This is a genomic window from Bacillus marasmi, assembly GCF_902168435.1.
GTDB lineage: Bacteria > Bacillota > Bacilli > Bacillales > Cytobacillaceae > Bacillus_BU > Bacillus_BU marasmi.
The window spans coordinates 73,972-91,135 of record NZ_LR656170.1 but is presented as its reverse complement, the minus strand read 5'-3'; the positions used below and the strand labels follow the sequence as shown (position 1 = coordinate 91,135).

General features: G+C 39.5%; 16 protein-coding genes and 1 other RNA gene. 13 read left to right on the top strand and 4 right to left on the bottom strand.

From position 1 onward, the window contains the following. The first annotated feature begins 224 nt into the window (after nucleotides 1–224). From FXW34_RS11015 to eno, 4 genes are read left to right on the top strand one after another with little or no spacing between them, the layout of a single operon-like run. Entirely contained in the window at nucleotides 225–1,409 is a 1,185-nt protein-coding gene (locus FXW34_RS11015) for a phosphoglycerate kinase (RefSeq protein ID WP_147534045.1), read from the top strand. A gap of 25 nt (nucleotides 1,410–1,434) precedes the next feature. Further along, entirely contained in the window at nucleotides 1,435–2,196 is a 762-nt protein-coding gene (tpiA, locus tag FXW34_RS11010) for a triose-phosphate isomerase (protein WP_147534044.1), read from the top strand. Continuing rightward, nucleotides 2,189–3,724: a 2,3-bisphosphoglycerate-independent phosphoglycerate mutase gene (gpmI, locus tag FXW34_RS11005; RefSeq protein ID WP_147534043.1), complete on the top strand. Its 1,536-nt coding sequence runs from the start codon at nucleotides 2,189–2,191 to the stop codon at nucleotides 3,722–3,724. The genes tpiA and gpmI overlap by 8 nt, the downstream gene beginning before the upstream one ends. Nucleotides 3,725–3,778: 54 nt before the next feature. Further along, nucleotides 3,779–5,074: a phosphopyruvate hydratase gene (gene eno, locus FXW34_RS11000; protein ID WP_147534042.1), complete on the top strand. Its 1,296-nt coding sequence runs from the start codon at nucleotides 3,779–3,781 to the stop codon at nucleotides 5,072–5,074. 246 nt (nucleotides 5,075–5,320) lie between these two features. Here eno and FXW34_RS10995 read toward each other — a convergent pair whose 3' ends face one another. After that, on the bottom strand, nucleotides 5,321–6,304 hold the full coding sequence (locus FXW34_RS10995) for a nuclease-related domain-containing protein (RefSeq protein ID WP_147534041.1): 984 nt from the start codon (nucleotides 6,302–6,304) through the stop codon (nucleotides 5,321–5,323). Between the two features lie 172 nt (nucleotides 6,305–6,476). Here FXW34_RS10995 and secG point away from each other — a divergent pair, with 172 nt between their 5' ends. The 5 genes from secG to ssrA all read left to right on the top strand — a co-directional run bounded on the left by secG (nucleotide 6,477) and on the right by ssrA (nucleotide 11,094). After that, nucleotides 6,477–6,710, top strand: a complete 234-nt coding sequence (gene secG / locus FXW34_RS10990; RefSeq protein WP_147534040.1) for a preprotein translocase subunit SecG — start codon at nucleotides 6,477–6,479, stop codon at nucleotides 6,708–6,710. 138 nt (nucleotides 6,711–6,848) lie between these two features. Continuing rightward, nucleotides 6,849–7,595 (top strand): alpha/beta hydrolase, encoded by a 747-nt coding sequence (locus FXW34_RS10985; RefSeq protein WP_147534039.1) that lies wholly within the window; start codon nucleotides 6,849–6,851, stop codon nucleotides 7,593–7,595. Between the two features lie 30 nt (nucleotides 7,596–7,625). Next, nucleotides 7,626–9,974 (top strand): ribonuclease R, encoded by a 2,349-nt coding sequence (gene rnr, locus FXW34_RS10980; RefSeq protein ID WP_425457424.1) that lies wholly within the window; start codon nucleotides 7,626–7,628, stop codon nucleotides 9,972–9,974. A gap of 101 nt (nucleotides 9,975–10,075) precedes the next feature. After that, complete coding sequence (smpB, locus tag FXW34_RS10975) at nucleotides 10,076–10,543, top strand: SsrA-binding protein SmpB (protein ID WP_147534037.1); 468 nt, start codon at nucleotides 10,076–10,078, stop codon at nucleotides 10,541–10,543. 214 nt (nucleotides 10,544–10,757) lie between these two features. Continuing rightward, nucleotides 10,758–11,094: a transfer-messenger RNA gene (gene ssrA / locus FXW34_RS10970) on the top strand. A 339-nt stretch (nucleotides 11,095–11,433) separates the two neighbouring features. Here the strand turns inward: ssrA and FXW34_RS10965 are convergent. From FXW34_RS10965 to FXW34_RS10955, 3 genes are all read right to left on the bottom strand, one after another. Then, nucleotides 11,434–11,850 carry an LAGLIDADG family homing endonuclease gene (locus tag FXW34_RS10965; RefSeq protein ID WP_281292934.1) on the bottom strand — a complete coding sequence of 139 codons (417 nt, stop codon included), beginning with the start codon at nucleotides 11,848–11,850 and terminating at the stop codon, nucleotides 11,434–11,436. Nucleotides 11,851–11,871: 21 nt separating this feature from the next. Then, on the bottom strand, nucleotides 11,872–13,041 hold the full coding sequence (locus FXW34_RS10960) for a hypothetical protein (protein WP_147534035.1): 1,170 nt from the start codon (nucleotides 13,039–13,041) through the stop codon (nucleotides 11,872–11,874). A gap of 259 nt (nucleotides 13,042–13,300) precedes the next feature. Beyond that, nucleotides 13,301–14,182, bottom strand: coding sequence for a DUF2935 domain-containing protein (locus tag FXW34_RS10955; RefSeq protein WP_147534034.1), 882 nt, complete (start codon nucleotides 14,180–14,182; stop codon nucleotides 13,301–13,303). Nucleotides 14,183–14,412: 230 nt separating this feature from the next. Between FXW34_RS10955 and FXW34_RS10950 the strand changes: the two genes are divergently transcribed. From FXW34_RS10950 to FXW34_RS22905, 4 genes are all read left to right on the top strand, one after another. After that, complete coding sequence (locus FXW34_RS10950; protein ID WP_147534033.1) at nucleotides 14,413–15,231, top strand: enoyl-CoA hydratase/isomerase family protein; 819 nt, start codon at nucleotides 14,413–14,415, stop codon at nucleotides 15,229–15,231. A 154-nt stretch (nucleotides 15,232–15,385) separates the two neighbouring features. Continuing rightward, complete coding sequence (locus FXW34_RS10945) at nucleotides 15,386–15,619, top strand: glutaredoxin family protein (RefSeq protein ID WP_147534032.1); 234 nt, start codon at nucleotides 15,386–15,388, stop codon at nucleotides 15,617–15,619. A gap of 128 nt (nucleotides 15,620–15,747) precedes the next feature. Next, on the top strand, nucleotides 15,748–16,626 hold the full coding sequence (locus FXW34_RS10940; RefSeq protein WP_147534031.1) for a peroxiredoxin family protein: 879 nt from the start codon (nucleotides 15,748–15,750) through the stop codon (nucleotides 16,624–16,626). A gap of 268 nt (nucleotides 16,627–16,894) precedes the next feature. Then, a complete protein-coding gene (locus tag FXW34_RS22905; protein ID WP_187118914.1) occupies nucleotides 16,895–17,062 on the top strand; it encodes a hypothetical protein in 168 nt (55 codons plus the stop codon). Nucleotides 17,063–17,164: the final 102 nt, after the last annotated feature.

The following is a 17,164-nucleotide window of genomic DNA, read 5'->3' as shown; positions in this document are numbered from 1 at the left end:
TGTGTGTCAGCGGCCTATGTTAACCAATATATATTAGCGGGAAGTTCGGTCCCCTGCTGAGCAGGGCTCTATACCAATTGGATGGAATAAAAGGGGAGCGGGGAGGATTCCCCCTCCCCTCTTTTATTTATCTCGAGAATGAAATATTGGTCTGACAAGCCAAAGATACAAGAGAACCGTTTAGAATTATCTTTATTTTTAAAAAAAGAGGAGGACCATCCTGAATGAACAAGAAATCTGTAAAAGACGTAACAGTAAAAGGTCAACGTGTGTTTTGCCGCGTCGATTTCAATGTTCCAATGAAAGACGGACAAGTAACGGATGATACAAGAATCCGTGCAGCATTGCCAACGATTCAATATTTAATGGAGCAAGGCGCGAAAGTTATTCTTGCATCTCATCTTGGCCGTCCAAAAGGACAAGTAGTAGAAGAAATGCGTTTGACCGCTGTTGCAAAACGTCTTTCTGAGCTTCTTGGCAAAGAAGTGAAAAAGACAGATGAAGCATACGGTGATTCCGTAAAAGCAGAAATCGCTACTTTAGGTGAAGGGGATGTTCTATTATTAGAGAACGTTCGTTTTTACCCAGGTGAGGAAAAGAATGATCCTGAGTTAGCAAAGGCTTTTGCCGAGTTAGCAGATCTTTACGTAAATGATGCATTTGGTGCTGCACACCGTGCCCATGCTTCCACAGAGGGAATTGCTCATTATATTCCAGCTGTATCAGGATTCCTAATGCAAAAGGAGCTTGATGTTCTAGGCAAAGCACTATCAAATCCAGAACGTCCATTTACTGCGATTATTGGTGGTGCAAAAGTAAAAGACAAAATTGGCGTAATTGATAACCTACTTGATAAGGTTGACAATTTAATCATCGGTGGAGGCTTGGCTTGGACTTTCATTAAAGCTCAAGGTCACGAAATCGGTAAATCTCTTCTTGAAGCTGACAAAATCGATTTAGCTCTTTCTTTTATTAAAAAAGCGGAAGAAAAAGGCGTTAAATTCTACATGCCAATCGATGCGGTTGTTGCGGATGAATTCTCAGAAACTGCAAACTCTAAAATTGTTGCTGTTGAAGAAATCCCAGCAGACTGGCAGGCGCTTGATGTTGGTCCAAAAACTGGAGAGCTATACAGCGATGTAATCAAAACCTCCAAATTGGTCATTTGGAATGGACCAATGGGTGTGTTTGAAATGGATAAATTTGCAGGTGGTACAAAGGCTGTTGCCGATGCATTAGCTGAGAGTACAGATACATATTCTGTGATCGGTGGAGGAGATTCAGCAGCGGCAGTTGAAAAATTTGACTTAGCTGAGAAAATGAGTCATATTTCAACTGGAGGCGGTGCTTCTCTAGAGTTCATGGAAGGAAAAGCATTACCAGGAGTCGTAGCATTAAACGATAAATAAGGGAACCACAGAAAGGAAGTACATCATGCGAAAACCTATTATTGCAGGTAACTGGAAAATGCATAAAACTCTTTCAGAAGCAAAGAGCTTCATGGAGCATGTGAACAAATTAGTACCTTCTAAGGACAATGTTGATTCCGTTGTTTGTGCTCCGGCTTTATTTCTTGAACAATTAGTGACGATTTCTAACGGTTTTGATGTTGAAATCGGCGCGCAAAACATGCATTTTGAAAACAGCGGTGCTTTCACCGGCGAAATTAGCCCTGTTGCATTAAGCGATATTGGCGTAAAATATGTCATTATTGGCCATTCTGAGCGTCGTGAAATGTTTAATGAAACAGACGAGGGCGTGAACAAGAAGGCTCATGCTGCATTTGCACATGGCTTAACGCCAATCGTTTGCTGCGGAGAAACATTAGAGCAACGTGAAGCAGGTCAAACGAACGATTTCGTTGGTGGTCAAATAAAAAATGGACTTCAAGGATTAACAGAAGAGCAAGTAAAACAAACAGTTATTGCGTATGAGCCTATTTGGGCAATCGGTACAGGTAAATCCTCTTCAGCACTAGACGCTAACGAGGTTTGTGCCTATATTCGCCAAGTGGTAGCTGAACAATTTTCACAGGAAGCCGCCCAAGCAGTTCGAATTCAGTATGGTGGCAGCGTGAAACCGGAAAACATCAAGGAATATATGTCACAGCCTGATATCGATGGGGCGTTAGTAGGAGGAGCAAGCCTTGAGGCTGAATCTTACCTACAATTATTGGAGGCAGGAAAAAATGAGTAAATCTCCCGTGGCATTAATAATCCTTGATGGATTTGCGTGCCGTAATGAGACAAAAGGAAATGCAGTTGCACAAGCAAACAAACCAAACTTTGATCGACTTTGGAAAACTTTCCCGCATCATCAATTAACGGCAAGCGGTGAAGCAGTAGGTTTACCAGATGGTCAAATGGGTAACTCAGAGGTTGGACACTTAAATATCGGTGCAGGCCGCGTTGTATACCAAAGCTTAACACGTGTGAACGTGGCAATCCGTGAAGGTGAATTTGAGAAAAATGAAACCTTAGTCGGCGCCATCAACCACGTGAAAAAGGAAGGGACAAGCCTCCACTTATTTGGCTTGTTATCTGACGGTGGGGTGCACAGCCACATTCAACATATGTTTGCACTGTTGCGTTTAGCTGCAGCTGAAGGTGTTGAAAAAGTTTATGTTCATGCCTTCTTAGATGGTCGTGATGTTGGACCACAAACAGCTGATGGATTTATCCAAGAAACTATTGATGAAATGAAGAAAATTGGTGTTGGTGAATTCGCGACGATTTCTGGTCGTTACTATTCAATGGACCGCGACAAGCGTTGGGAACGCGTAGAAAAATCATACCGTGCAATGGTGTACGGTGAAGGCCCTAGCTATACTGACCCAATGGAAGTTGTTAAAGATTCATATGAAAAAGGCATTTACGACGAATTCGTGTTACCATCTGTCATCACTCGTGAAAACGGTGAGCCAGTGGCAACAATCGGCGATAATGATGCTGTGATTTTCTATAACTTCCGCCCTGACCGTGCGATTCAAATTTCTAACACATTCACTAACAAGGATTTTCGTTCCTTCGATCGTGGTGAGAAGCATCCGGACAATCTATTCTTTGTTTGTATGACTCATTTCAGTGAAACAGTTGACGGATATGTGGCATTCAAGCCAGTAAACCTTGATAACACAATTGGTGAAGTGTTGGCGCAAAATAACTTAAAGCAGCTTCGCATTGCCGAAACTGAAAAATATCCACACGTTACCTTCTTTATGAGTGGTGGACGTGAAGCTGAATTCCCTGGTGAGGAAAGAATCTTAATTGCTTCTCCAAAAGTAGCAACTTATGATTTGAAACCGGAAATGAGTGCGTATGAAGTAACAGACGCACTTATCGCAGCAATTAACGAAGATAAATTTGATGCAATCATTTTAAATTACGCAAACCCTGATATGGTTGGTCACTCTGGTATGCTTGAACCAACAATCAAAGCAGTTGAGACAGTTGACGAATGCTTAGGCCGCGTCATTGACTTAATTTTAGAAAAAGGCGGCGCAGCCATCATCACGGCTGACCACGGAAATGCCGATGAGGTTATTACACTTGAAGGCAACCCAATGACTGCCCATACTACAAATCCGGTTCCTGTTATCGTTACAAAACCAGGCGTGGAGCTTCGAGAAGGCGGAATCCTTGGCGACTTAGCACCAACGATGCTTGATTTGTTAGGAATCGAAAAGCCAGTTGAAATGACTGGAACTTCATTGATTAAAAAATAAATATGTAATGCTCTATGAAAAAATAAAACTGTACATTAAAAGGAGAGATTTTTCATGCCATTTATTACTGACGTATACGCACGTGAAGTCCTTGACTCTCGCGGAAACCCAACTGTTGAAGTAGAAGTTTTCACTGAATCTGGTGCATTTGGACGCGCATTAGTACCATCAGGTGCTTCAACAGGTGAATACGAAGCAGTTGAGCTTCGTGATGGCGACAAATCACGTTACCTTGGTAAAGGTGTACTAAAAGCAGTTAAAAACGTAAACGACATTATCGCTGATGCAATTTTAGGCATGGATGTAACTGATCAAGTTGGTATCGACCGCACAATGATCGAGCTTGACGGTACTGAAAACAAAGGTAAATTAGGCGCAAACGCAATCCTAGGTGTTTCTATGGCTGTTGCTCACGCTGCTGCTGATCTTGTAGGTCTTCCATTATACCGTTACCTTGGCGGCTTCAACGCAAAGCAATTACCAACTCCAATGATGAACATCATCAACGGTGGTTCTCACGCTGACAACAACGTTGACTTCCAAGAGTTCATGATTTTACCAGTAGGTGCTCCTAGCTTCAAAGAAGCAATCCGTATGGGTGCTGAAGTATTCCACAGCTTAAAGAAAGTTCTTTCTGCTAAAGGCTTAAACACAGCTGTAGGTGACGAAGGTGGTTTCGCACCAAACCTTGGTTCAAACCGTGAAGCTTTAGAAGTAATCATCGAAGCAATCAAAGCGGCTGGCTACGAAGCTGGTAAAGACATCTACCTTGGTATGGACGTTGCTTCTTCTGAGTTCTATAACAAAGAAACTGGCAAATACGACCTTGCAGGCGAAGGCCGCACAGGCTTAACTTCTGAAGAAATGGTTGCATTCTACGAAGAGCTTTGCAATGAATTCCCAATCATCTCTATCGAAGACGGTTTAGATGAAAACGACTGGGACGGTCACAAAGCATTAACTGAACGTCTTGGCGGCCGCGTGCAGCTTGTTGGTGACGACCTATTCGTTACAAACACTAAAAAGCTTGCTGAAGGTATCGAAAAAGGCGTTGGTAACTCAATTTTGATTAAGGTTAATCAAATCGGTTCATTAACTGAAACTTTCGAAGCAATCGAAATGGCTAAACGCGCTGGCTACACTGCAGTTGTTTCTCACCGCTCTGGTGAAACTGAAGATGCAACAATCGCTGACATCGCAGTAGCAACTAACGCTGGCCAAATCAAAACTGGTTCAATGTCTCGTACTGACCGTATCGCAAAATACAACCAATTACTACGTATCGAAGACGAACTAGGAGATTTAGCAGTATATGATGGCTTGAAGTCATTCTATAACTTAAAGAAGTAATTTCTTGAATACGGAACGCCGGCGGGAAGAGCTCGCCGGCGTTTTTTTATGTTAGTTTTGTGGTGGTAACTTAGTGAAACGGTATCAAAATGGTGCTTGATTGTGACAGAAATATGGCATCGGCAAATAGAAGTGTGAAATTGGCTAATAGAACCCGAAAATTATCTAATAGACTATTGAAATTATCTAATAGAACCTCAAATTCGGCTAATAGACCCAGGAAATCGGCTAATAGAAAATAGCATACTAAAAAATATCGAAGGAGATTGTATAAACTCGATACCTATTCTGACCTCTGGATGGAAGATTCAACTTTTTTAATAACTTTGAAGCGACATGAACGGATTCAACCCCCAAAAACCACCGAAACATCGCATTTGTGATTTCTGGTCCCCATATTAGGTAATAGTCCCGCAGCGCCAAAATGTGAGCGTCATGAGATTTGCATCCGCAGCGTGAACAAATCCACAAGCCGTGATAATATTTCATTCCTAATATTTCACAAACAGGACAGTGAACCCCTGGCCGCAACGCAGTTCGTGGTGTTTTATAAATTTTCTCAAAATCGTACCATTGCTCCACCTCTTCCTGAACAATCAGCCGACTTATTTCGTGTAATTGATCTGGAGTCAAGATCCCTGTCCGATGTTTATAGTCAAGATCATCAATTCGAAAAAGTACCTTTCGTCCCCGACAAATACGATACTGAGCTTCTGCATCATTATTATCAATACGCAAAATACAATTTGAATTGCCCATCATTACTAGTGGCTCAACTGTAACACTTGGAAAGCCGCGCTCAATCATCCAGTGATAAAAATGCTGAGCTTGGATTTGAACTTGCGTAAGCGGGTCTTCGTAAACGTACCGCTTATCACCAACGGTTTGAATCATTTGGCCTATCTGTCTATCAATACACAATTCACCCGTCATATTTTTCACTTCAATTGGGATAATATGGGTAGGTTTCAGTAGGAGTGTGTCAATTTGAAAGGTGGAGTCTTTAGCATAGGGTAGTTGGAGTCCTTGGATGAGGTGATAGTCCTTTTCATGGTGGTATTTTGCGGTCAACAGGCGATCAAGTCGTTCTTCACCAGCGAGTCCAGCTTCACAACGACGAATGTCTTCTTCAATGATGGGTAAGAGTGGGTGATTGATAGGGAGTCTTGCCTTCACTGCTTGGTAAAATAAAAGCTTGCGTGGGACCTGCCTATGTTTTCCAATAATCATCTCATCACACCTTTATATTTTTGTAATATATCAATTCGCTTTTGTAAAAATAAAACCCTTTCAGCATTACAATTGTTCACTCTTTCGTAATAGTAATGGCTATTGTTTCTAGATTTAAAGTGTGGTACATTAAAACTACTGTAATTCGTACGTTTTTCAGGAGGTGGACTACATGCATGCATTATTGGTTACCCTATTAGTCATCGTTTGTGTTGGTCTAATTGCGGTTGTACTTCTTCAATCAGGAAAAAGCGCGGGTCTTTCTGGAGCGATTTCCGGAGGAGCGGAGCAATTATTTGGAAAGCAAAAAGCACGGGGACTTGATTTAGTTCTCCACCGTATCACGATTGTTTTATCCGTATTGTTCTTTATTTTGACGATTTTAGTTTCTTACTTTAAACTTTAATCATAAACATCAAAACCTGACCTCAGCGGCTCAGGTTTTTTTATTTTTCACGAGACTAAGTCATATTAATGGAATGTATCTGTAATCTTTGCTAAAAAATAAGATGAGTACTTACATAGATTGAAGGAGTATCGGATTATGAAAATGGTCGCATCGAAGCCTTTTACATTTCAGGCAGGAAAGAGAGCAGTCCTGCTTCTGCATGGTTTTACAGGGAATACTGCTGATGTTCGCATGCTCGGACGCTATCTTGAAAAAAAGGGGTATACTTGTCACGCCCCGTTGTTTAAAGGACATGGGGTACCACCAGAACAACTAGTTGAAACAGGTCCCGAGGATTGGTGGCAGGATGTCACAAGCGGCTATCAGCATTTAAAATCACTTGGGCATGAGGAAATTGCTGTGGCAGGACTATCTTTGGGCGGCGTATTTTCATTGAAATTGGGTTACACTGTACCTATAAAGGGAATTGTGCCGATGTGCGCACCGATGTACATAAAGAGCGGAGAGGTCATGTATGAAGGAATACTTGATTATGCCCGCGAATATAAACAACGTGAAGGAAAATCTAACCAATTAGTCGAAGCTGAAATGAGTGCTTATCAGAAGACGCCAATGAAAACGCTCAAAGCTCTTCAGGAACTTATTTCTGAGGTTAGAAACAATATCGATATGATTTATGCACCGACCTTTGTTGTCCAAGCCCGACATGATCATATGATTAATCCTAATAGCGCTAATATCATTTATGATGAAGTGGAGTCACCAACTAAATACATTAAATGGTACGAGCAATCAGGGCATGTGATTACGCTCGATAAGGAACGTGATGTTTTACATGAGGATATTTATCAATTTTTAGAGAATTTAGATTGGAAAGAATAAACTAAAATTCTCCATTAAGGAGGGAATATAATGGATGAAATACAGCAACACATCGACAGGCTATTAACCTATATGAAAGATGAGGCTTATAAGCCATTAACTGTCCAAGAGCTTGAACAGGCTTTTGGGATTGAGGATTCATCATCATTTAAGGAATTTGTTAAAGCGCTTGTTGTCATGGAAGAGAAAGGGATGGTTGTGCGGACGCGCAGCAATCGCTATGGTCTTCCTGAAAAAATGAATTTAGTCCGGGGAAAACTAACCGGACATGCAAAGGGATTTGCCTTTGTCATTCCAGATGAACCGGGCATGGATGATATCTTTATCCCACCGAATGAAACGAACAATGCCATGCATGGGGATATCGTGCTCGTGCGGGTCGCGAATGCTACGAGTGGGCAACGCCGAGAAGGGACAGTTGTCCGCATTATTGAACGAGGCATTCAACAAATTGTTGGTACCTACACTGAAAGTAAGCATTTCGGTTTTGTAATACCGGATGATAAAAAGTTTGCCAGTGATATATTTATTCCGAAGGCAGCCTCTGGTGGAGCGGTAGAAGGTCATAAAGTCGTAGTGAAATTGACGACCTATCCGGAAGGTAGAAAAAGTGCGGAAGGTGAAGTTGTCGCAATCCTTGGTCATAAAAATGACCCTGGTGTTGATATCCTTTCCGTTATTCATAAGCATGGCCTGCCATTAGGTTTTGAAGAGGAGGTCCTCGATCAAGCAAATGAAACACCGGATTCAATTGATGAAAGTGAAATTGCTAATCGTCGTGACCTTCGCAATGAAGTCATCGTTACAATTGACGGGGCCGATGCCAAGGACCTTGATGATGCAGTACAAGTGAAGAAGCTCGAAAATGGAAACTATATGCTCGGAGTCCACATTGCTGACGTTAGTTATTATGTTACAGAGGGCTCCCCAATTGATCGTGAAGCTGAGGAACGCGGAACAAGTATTTATTTAGTAGATCGCGTGATTCCAATGATTCCGCATCGTCTTTCAAATGGAATCTGCTCTTTAAATCCTAAGGTTGATCGGTTAACACTATCTTGTACCATGGAAATTAGTCCTGATGGTGAGGTCGTTAACCATGAGATTTTCCAAAGTGTCATTAAGACTACTGAGCGTATGACCTACTCTGATGTCAAAAAAATCTTAGTCGACCGTGACGAAGAATTATTAAAACGATATGAACCGCTCATTCCAATGTTTGAGATGATGGGTGAGTTGGCTGAAGTTTTACGAAAAAAACGGATGCAGCGTGGCGCGATTGATTTTGATTTTAAAGAAGCTAAAGTAATCGTTGATGATGAAGGTAAGCCATCCGATGTTGTTGTGCGTGAACGTTCGGTAGCTGAGCGACTTATCGAAGAGTTTATGCTTGCTGCCAATGAAACAGTTGCTGAGCATTTCCATTGGATGGACGTTCCGTTTATTTACCGGATTCACGAGGATCCAAAAGAGGATAAACTGAGACGGTTCTTTGAGTTTATTACGAATTTTGGCTATATCGTAAAGGGAACAGCGAACGATGTTCACCCAAGAGCACTTCAAGAAATAATTGAAGAAGTGCAAGGGAAACCGGAGGAAATGGTCGTTTCTACCGTTATGCTTCGCTCGATGCAGCAGGCAAAATATTATCCAGAGAGCTTGGGTCACTTCGGTTTATCAACTGAATTTTATACTCATTTCACTTCACCGATACGCCGTTATCCAGATTTAATTGTGCACCGCTTGATTCGCACCTATTTAATAGAAGGTAAACTAGAGCAGGCGACAAGAGAGAAATGGGATGCACGACTGCCGGGGATTGCTGAGCATTCTTCAAAAATGGAGCGACGTGCTGTCGATTCAGAACGTGAGACAGATGAGCTTAAAAAAGCTGAATTTATGGCTGATAAAATTGGACAAGAATATGATGGTATCATCAGTTCCGTTACCAATTTTGGTATTTTCGTTGAACTACCGAATACAATTGAGGGGCTTGTTCATGTCAGTTATATGACCGATGATTACTATCGCTTTGATGAACGTCATTTCGCGATGATTGGTGAGCGTACTGGTAATGTGTTCCGAATCGGTGACGAAATTACAATTCGAGTCATCAATGTGAATAAGGATGAGCGTTCGATTGATTTTGAAATCGTTGGTATGAAGGGCACTAGACGTCGGGAACGAAGTGAAGAACCACGCGTGTTTAAAACGGGCAGTGATCAGAAGAAGCCTCGTCGTGGCAACGGTCGTTCAGGTTCTTCGTCCTCATCGTCTTCTACATCGTCACAACAAGGCGGAAAGAAAAAGAATAAAAACAAGAAGTCATATGACAATTCATCTAAAGCAAAACGAGAAGGTAAGAAAAAACGCCGATAGATTATGATGAGAGCCGGCACAGATTGCGGCTCTCTTTTTGGTTTAATTGAGCCTTTAGGTAGTTTTTGCTAAAATAGAGAGATAGAAAGTGGGGGAAGTTGATGCCAAAAGGTGAAGGCAAAGTTGTTGCCCAAAATAAGAAAGCTTATCATGATTATTTTATTGAAGAAACGTATGAAGCGGGCATTGTGTTGCAAGGAACAGAAATAAAATCAATCCGCGCTGGTAAATGTAATTTAAAGGATTCATATGCGCGTATTCACAACGGAGAAATGTATTTATACAGTTTTCATATAAGCCCATACGAACAAGGAAACCGATATAATCATGATCCGCTAAGAACTCGTAAGCTATTGCTTCATCGTAAACAAATTAATACATTAATTGGTGAAACAAAAGAAGCAGGCTATGCACTTGTTCCATTAAAGGTGTACTTGAAAAATGGTTTTGCTAAAGTGTTGATCGGTTTAGCTAAAGGTAAGAAAAAGTACGACAAACGCGAAGACTTGAAAAAGAAAGAAGCTAAACGCGAAATCGAACGCGTCTTCCGCGAAAAACAAAAGATGTAAAGGTGCCTGTCACCACCCGAATTTTGTCGATTAATATGTAAAAGCTGCCATGGTAATATAGGTAGGAAGTAACAATTGAAAAACCTGCCCGCTATGATATAATAATAAATGTCACCGGGTTGGTGGCAAGATAACTTTTGCTCGAGACAATCAATGAGCAATCCTAACGTCAAGTGTTGTGAATAACACACTGACCCTTCTTACATGGGGACGCTACGGATTCGACAGGGGTAGTTCGAGCTTAGGTTGCGAGTCGAGGGGATCGGCCTCGTTAAAACGTCAAAGCCAATAACTGGCGAATCTAAACAAAACCTAGCTTTCGCAGCTTAATAACTGCATAGCTGTTCGCCCCTCCATCGCCTATGTGGTAGGGTAGCGGACTCACTCTTAGTAGGCTACGCCGGATCCCACCGTCTGAGGGAGAAGGAAGAGAACAACCAGACTAGCTGCTCGGCCGCCTGTCGGTAGGCAAAAGATGCAGCGAAGCGCCAATATGCCGACTACACTCGTAGAAGCTTAAGTGCCGATATTTCTGGACGTGGGTTCGATTAGTAATTAGTCGCCTTGTGTGGTAACACACAAGTGAAAACCTGGCTTTATCGGTGAAACCTAAGTCGCTTTAATAGCGATAAGGCAATGCCGAGCGGTATGTGAAGTAATTCAACAGCCGTGTATCGACTTATAGGCTGCCACAAAACATGGTAGTACTAGGATGCGAAATGCTTACCTGACAGGTAAAAAATTATGTTTCGCATAAGACGCCAGGGGACCTGATACAATCAGGTTCAAGATATAGTCAGTGCCATGTCGAAAGCATGGAAGAGCACGTCCCACCGTCTCCACCATACATAGGTGGAATACAAGACTAGCTGATAACCAGCTAGTCTTTTTTATAATTTAAAAAACTCCACTTCAAAGTTTCTTTTCTCTTGTCGTTGTATTTCTGTATATTTTCCATTTCTTAATGTAACTGCATCGTATTTCTCTAAAACCCAGATAGCACGGTCTTTTTTCTTATGCACTCTTAGGAAAGGAATTATTTCTTGTAATGTATTAATGACTTCTGACTTTTTCTTTATATTTAGTGTATATGATTTTTTATGTTTATCAGGTTTGTAATTTTTTTTATTATTAATGCTGCCACCGCTTAGACCTTGTACGTAGTGAAGTAATTCATAATCAGTAGAAGCAATGGTAATACAAGGTCTACGAAACTCATTTGCATGCATTCTTGTCAAAGTGATACTACCTTCACCATCAATAATTCCAGCCACGTACGCAGCTTCCCAAAGTTCCAATAAAATCACCTCAAATGCTATTATTCTTGATTACCCAATATTAACCGCAGGTCCAAAATATAAATCATACTTGACGATTGCTTCATTAAAATGTTTGATGACCTCTTTTTCACAAAAGATGATTTTTTCATCTTCAAATAGTGATCGTCCGAATCGGAATATGCCTTCTTGAGCTTCATGTGAGATTTGTGGTAGTGATTCTTTGGAGGGTAGATAGTCTGATCCAATGGGGTAAGGTGTGTGAAAAGAAAAGTGATAGTCTTGATGTTGTATCGTTAAATAATACAAAGAGTAATAGTCATCATCAATTTCGACTTCACATAAGTTGCAATTATTAATGTCTGCTTCGTTATTATAGTAAAAGTCAAATTTGGATAGATAACCGTATTCTTGTCTATCCAATTTCCATTGGTCGAAGTGATGAGAGCAAAACTCGAGGTAGGTAATTTTTTCAGAGCTTGATGGTTGATAAAATGAAAGGGATGAGTAGGGAGATTGAATTAAGCGCTGCATCGCTTCATTCTTCATATCATAAAATAGATCTTTTTTATCAAAGTATTTTTCTATATTCTTTTTGGCTTTTGTTGCTTTGAGTTGATATTCCTTTGCCCAGCGATTAATCCACATCGTCCAAAATGAAAGCTGTAAACTTGCTCCTAGTTTTCCGTCTGTTTTGTACCAGTCGGCCAGCATAGCTCTCCATTTATTTTCATAAAAATCTTTATGTAATTTAATATTTTCATGTCGTGTCTGCTGAGCCTTTTTTATTGCTTGTACTCTGTTTTCTTTAACTTCTAGTTGATGATCAACTCTCCATTTGTTCAGCATTTTCGTGGTAATACTTTTGATTTGATAAGTATCGTAAAGTGGATATTCTAATTCTCTTCCCCATTTTTTAAACGGTACCCATTTAACAACAGTTAATTTCCTTTGGCTTGTCCATCGCAATCTTTCGGTTTTGGTAATGTTTAAGTATTCTTCAACCTGGTTTGGATGCATTCCTAACTTTTCAGCGTGTTTTTTATAAAGACCTTTTAATAAAATCTCATTGCCCTTCAACCGCTTTAAAAGCTCGCATAATAGGCATTCCTTCCGCTTTTTTTTAATTTCCTTGGGAGTGAAGTATAAAAATTCACCGATATCTTGTTTCGTTAATTTTGTTAAATCTTGAGGTGCATCAAGTGAAACGTCATTTTTCATCTCTGTCACCTTCCTTTAGGACTAATGTACCACAAATAGAACAAATGTTCTAGTTTTTGTGAGGACTTTTTAAGAAATATATTTTTCCCGTCTTGATAGATTGTGATATTGAGTGGATTATCAAATAAAAAAGCAAAACTCGCGCATTTACGCGAGTTTATACAATAAAATATAGTAACCTGAAATATTGTTATGACAGTATTATCAATTACCTATATTAGACTGGTAGTAATTTTAAGACTGCATTTCAGTCATCTTTTTACCCTTTTAAGCGTCCTTCTAATACATGAATCATATAAAGGAAATGTTCAGCTTCTCGGACAACATGGTCCGCTAATAATGGATTGATTACATTACGAATTTGACAGGACTTGATTAACTCTAACCCTGTTTTCTTAAAAGCAAGTATCTCTTCGGCAGCGGTTTCACTGTCTTTATTCATTTTACCGATAATGGGATAAGTCGGCTGTTTTTTAGTTAGCATTGACTCAACATCTCTAGCTTGGTTTAAAAGTACTTCAAAGTCATCACCAAATTTTCTGGCAGTGTTGACCAAGTTACGTTCAGATTGGTCAAGCAATGCAGAGATGAATCGAGAGTGTTCCATCATGATTCTCAACCAAAATACGTTTTCGTTAATAATAGCATCCTGAATAGGCTCTAATAATCCTTGATTGAATTTCTTCAATGTCCTCATAAAATACTCAGCTTCTCTTGCAATATGATCAATCAATAATGGAAAATTGAAACCACTCACTTTACAATTTATGATTAAGATGAGTAAGTTCCGCTTAAAATTTCTAAAGCCAAAAACCAATTCAATACTTTCTTCGTTAAATTTTCGCACTAATCCTACATTATTCGGAATTTGATATGCCTTCTTTTCTTGTTGTTCAAAAAATTGATAAAATCGATCTGTTTGTTGAATAAGATGAGTATCCTTTCGATTGAAGCCTTCTCCTAAAAATAGTGCATGTTCCTTCATAATTCTTAACCAAAACTTATTTTCTGTTAACGAGCGTTCAACAAATAGTTGCTCGGTCATTGACTCAGGTTTTGCAGCGAAAGTTTCGGGAGCGACCAACATCTGATTATATTGATCGATATTGACGTGGCCAGGGAGTTGAGGATGATATTGCATAATATCCCTCCTTTTTATTCATGGCTTTCATACTATTGTTATTATCTGTAAAACGTTATTATGATTGGACAAATAGCATTTTATTAAAGCCTAACTTACATCAGATTTCTCCGATAAACCTCTAAATTTGCCAAAAGTGCTCATTTTATGGCTAAAAAAGTAAAATTGTCGTTAATAGAGACCTAGAAAATATAGCTTATAATTGAAAAAGGTAGAAAGGGGCTGGGAGAATGGCAGATTTATTATTTGAAGTGCAAGAAGGAATAGCGACGATTACGTTGAATCGTCCTGAAGCAAGAAACGCCTTTAGCATGCAAATGATTGAGGCGTGGATTAAGGCATTAGAGGAAGTTAGAGATAATGATGATATCCGAGTTTTGGTATTAACCGGAAATGGACTAGCTTTCTGTGCTGGAGGAGATATTAAATCAATGCAAGCAGGAAAGGGATTTCTAGATCTTACGGGGTATGAGGACCAGGATATTTCAAGCACTTCTCTGGCAAGAAAGAATAGCTTGTGGAAGTATGTTCAAAGAATACCATTATTAATGGAGGAAATTGATAAGCCAACGATTGCTGCCGTAAATGGTGATGCAATTGGTGCAGGGCTTGATATGGCTTTGCAATGTGACTTTAGAATTGCCTCAGAAAAAGCTAGATTTGGCGAAGGTTATGTAAAAGTGGGAATCGTACCAGGTGACGGTGGTGGTTACCTGCTTCCAAGATTGATTGGTATTGATAAAGCACTCGATTTATTACTGACAGGAAGAATTATTGATGTCGAAGAAGCGAGCCAAATTGGCTTGATTACGCGGAAAGTGCAGCATGACAAATTAATGGAGGAAACATACAAGCTTGCAAATCAACTTGCACGTGGTCCGCAAACGGCTATGTGCCTCATTAAAAGAACGGTGTATCAAGGTTTAAAAACAGATTTACGAACCTCCTTGGATATGGTTTCCTCGTTTATGGGAATCGTGACGGAACATCCCGATTATCAAGAAGGATTAAATGCGATTATCGAAAAAAGAAACCCAAATTTTAAATAATTACACCTATGAATTCTCGAAACCCTCTCATTTTTTTCAAAGGAGAGGGCTTGATTTTTCTCAGCAAATCGGTTGATTATATACCCCATTGGGTATATAATGTAAGTAAATTATTCGCAATAAGCGATAAACAATGAACAAAGGGGAAATGAAAATGAGTTCAGTAACAGTGTATACAACTAACCGTTGCCCATATTGTGTAATGTTAAAAAATTTCCTAGCGGATCAAAATATTTCGTTCAAAGAGGTTAATGTGGAAACATCACCAGAAATGATGGATTATGTAATCAGACAAACAGGTCAAATGGGTGTTCCGCAATCTGAAGTGAACGGCAAGTGGGTATTGGGTTATGACCCACAAAGCATCATGATGGCACTGGGAAAATAACAACCGATAAGTATGGCTTCTGGTAGGGGTCATGTATTTAATATCAAAGATCTTCTAAAGGGACTAGAAATAGTCTCTTATTTTTTCACATCGATAGCAGCAATGTCATTACTAAAAGGAAGTCGAAAATGGAATATATTCAAATCGGTTCGATTTCGATTTTACAAAAGTGGGTTTTTCTTGCAGCAGCATTCCTTATAGGTTTACTGATAATAAAACTTTGGCTTAAGAAAACACAAACAAGACAACTCCACAACAACATTTTTACTTTAGTTACGGACAGCCTATTCTGGGGTTTTATCACTTGGAAGCTTAGTCTAATTGTATTTGAGCCAAGCATCGTATTGAAAAGCCCACTATCCATTTTGTATTTTACCGGAGGTACGAAGGGTCTTATTTTAGCCATTATACTTGCGCTGACATTCTTTTTTATAAAAGCAAAATTGCAAAGTGTTCCAAAAAAGTTAGCGATTCAAACTGTCATCATGTTTATTTTGATATTGACCATTTCATACCAACTTATCACTCTATTGTTCATAAACAACAACAATGATAGCACCCAAGCAGTCAACGGCGGAATTGGAATTGGAGAGCTTGCTCCGGATTTTGAGCTATCTACTGTTAATGGTGAAGTAGTAAAGCTTTCAGACTTAAGAGGCAAGACTGTTATTGTGAATTTCTGGGCTACTTGGTGCCCACCATGTAAAGCTGAAATGCCCCATATGGTTGATTTTTATGAGGAGGAAAAGACTGGAAACGTCGAAATCCTTGCAGTAAATTTAACTGCATCAGAAAAAAATCTAAATCAAATTAATCAATTTATAAAGAAATATGGTATTACATTCCCTGTGCTATTAGACGAAAAGGGGGAGGTCGCAGAAATTTATCAAGCCATTACCATTCCCACAACATATGTAATAGCTAAGGATGGGAAAATTAAACAAAAGTTTACCGGACCAATCGATAAAGAAAGATTAACAAAACTCGATTATGAAATGGAAAAATAAATATATGTTTAAAAAACAAGGTGTCAAGCGATATCCCAACAAGGGATATTGTTTGGCGTTTTTTTTGTTAATTAATTGACGCTAAACCAGAAGGGAAAACAACCTATAGATTTTATCAATGTAGAAAATAATAATTTCTTGAAAGCAGAGTATTATTTGTTTCGAAAAGGTTGCCGTTGACTTCAAGATATTATCAGGATAAAAATTTGTGCAGTTGCCAACCATAACAACTGTTATAATCAATATAGGAAGTAGAAAGGGTGAGATGGTGAAGAAAAATCTTTTTTCAGACGGGGAAGAAGTTTTGATTAGAGAGTCCGGTGAGTCTGTTACCATTGGCAAATCTCAGTACGTAAAAAACATGAAAAGGTACTCTTACATCGTCAATGAATATCCTAAAACCTTTTTCTTTGAAGAAGAATTAACGAAGGATTAAGTGATACTCAAGATTCTTAATTGGTAAAATTGAGGATTTCAATCCCATTGTAAATATGTAGGTGTCAAAGAAGGTAGCCATCCACATGTTTGGCTACCTTTA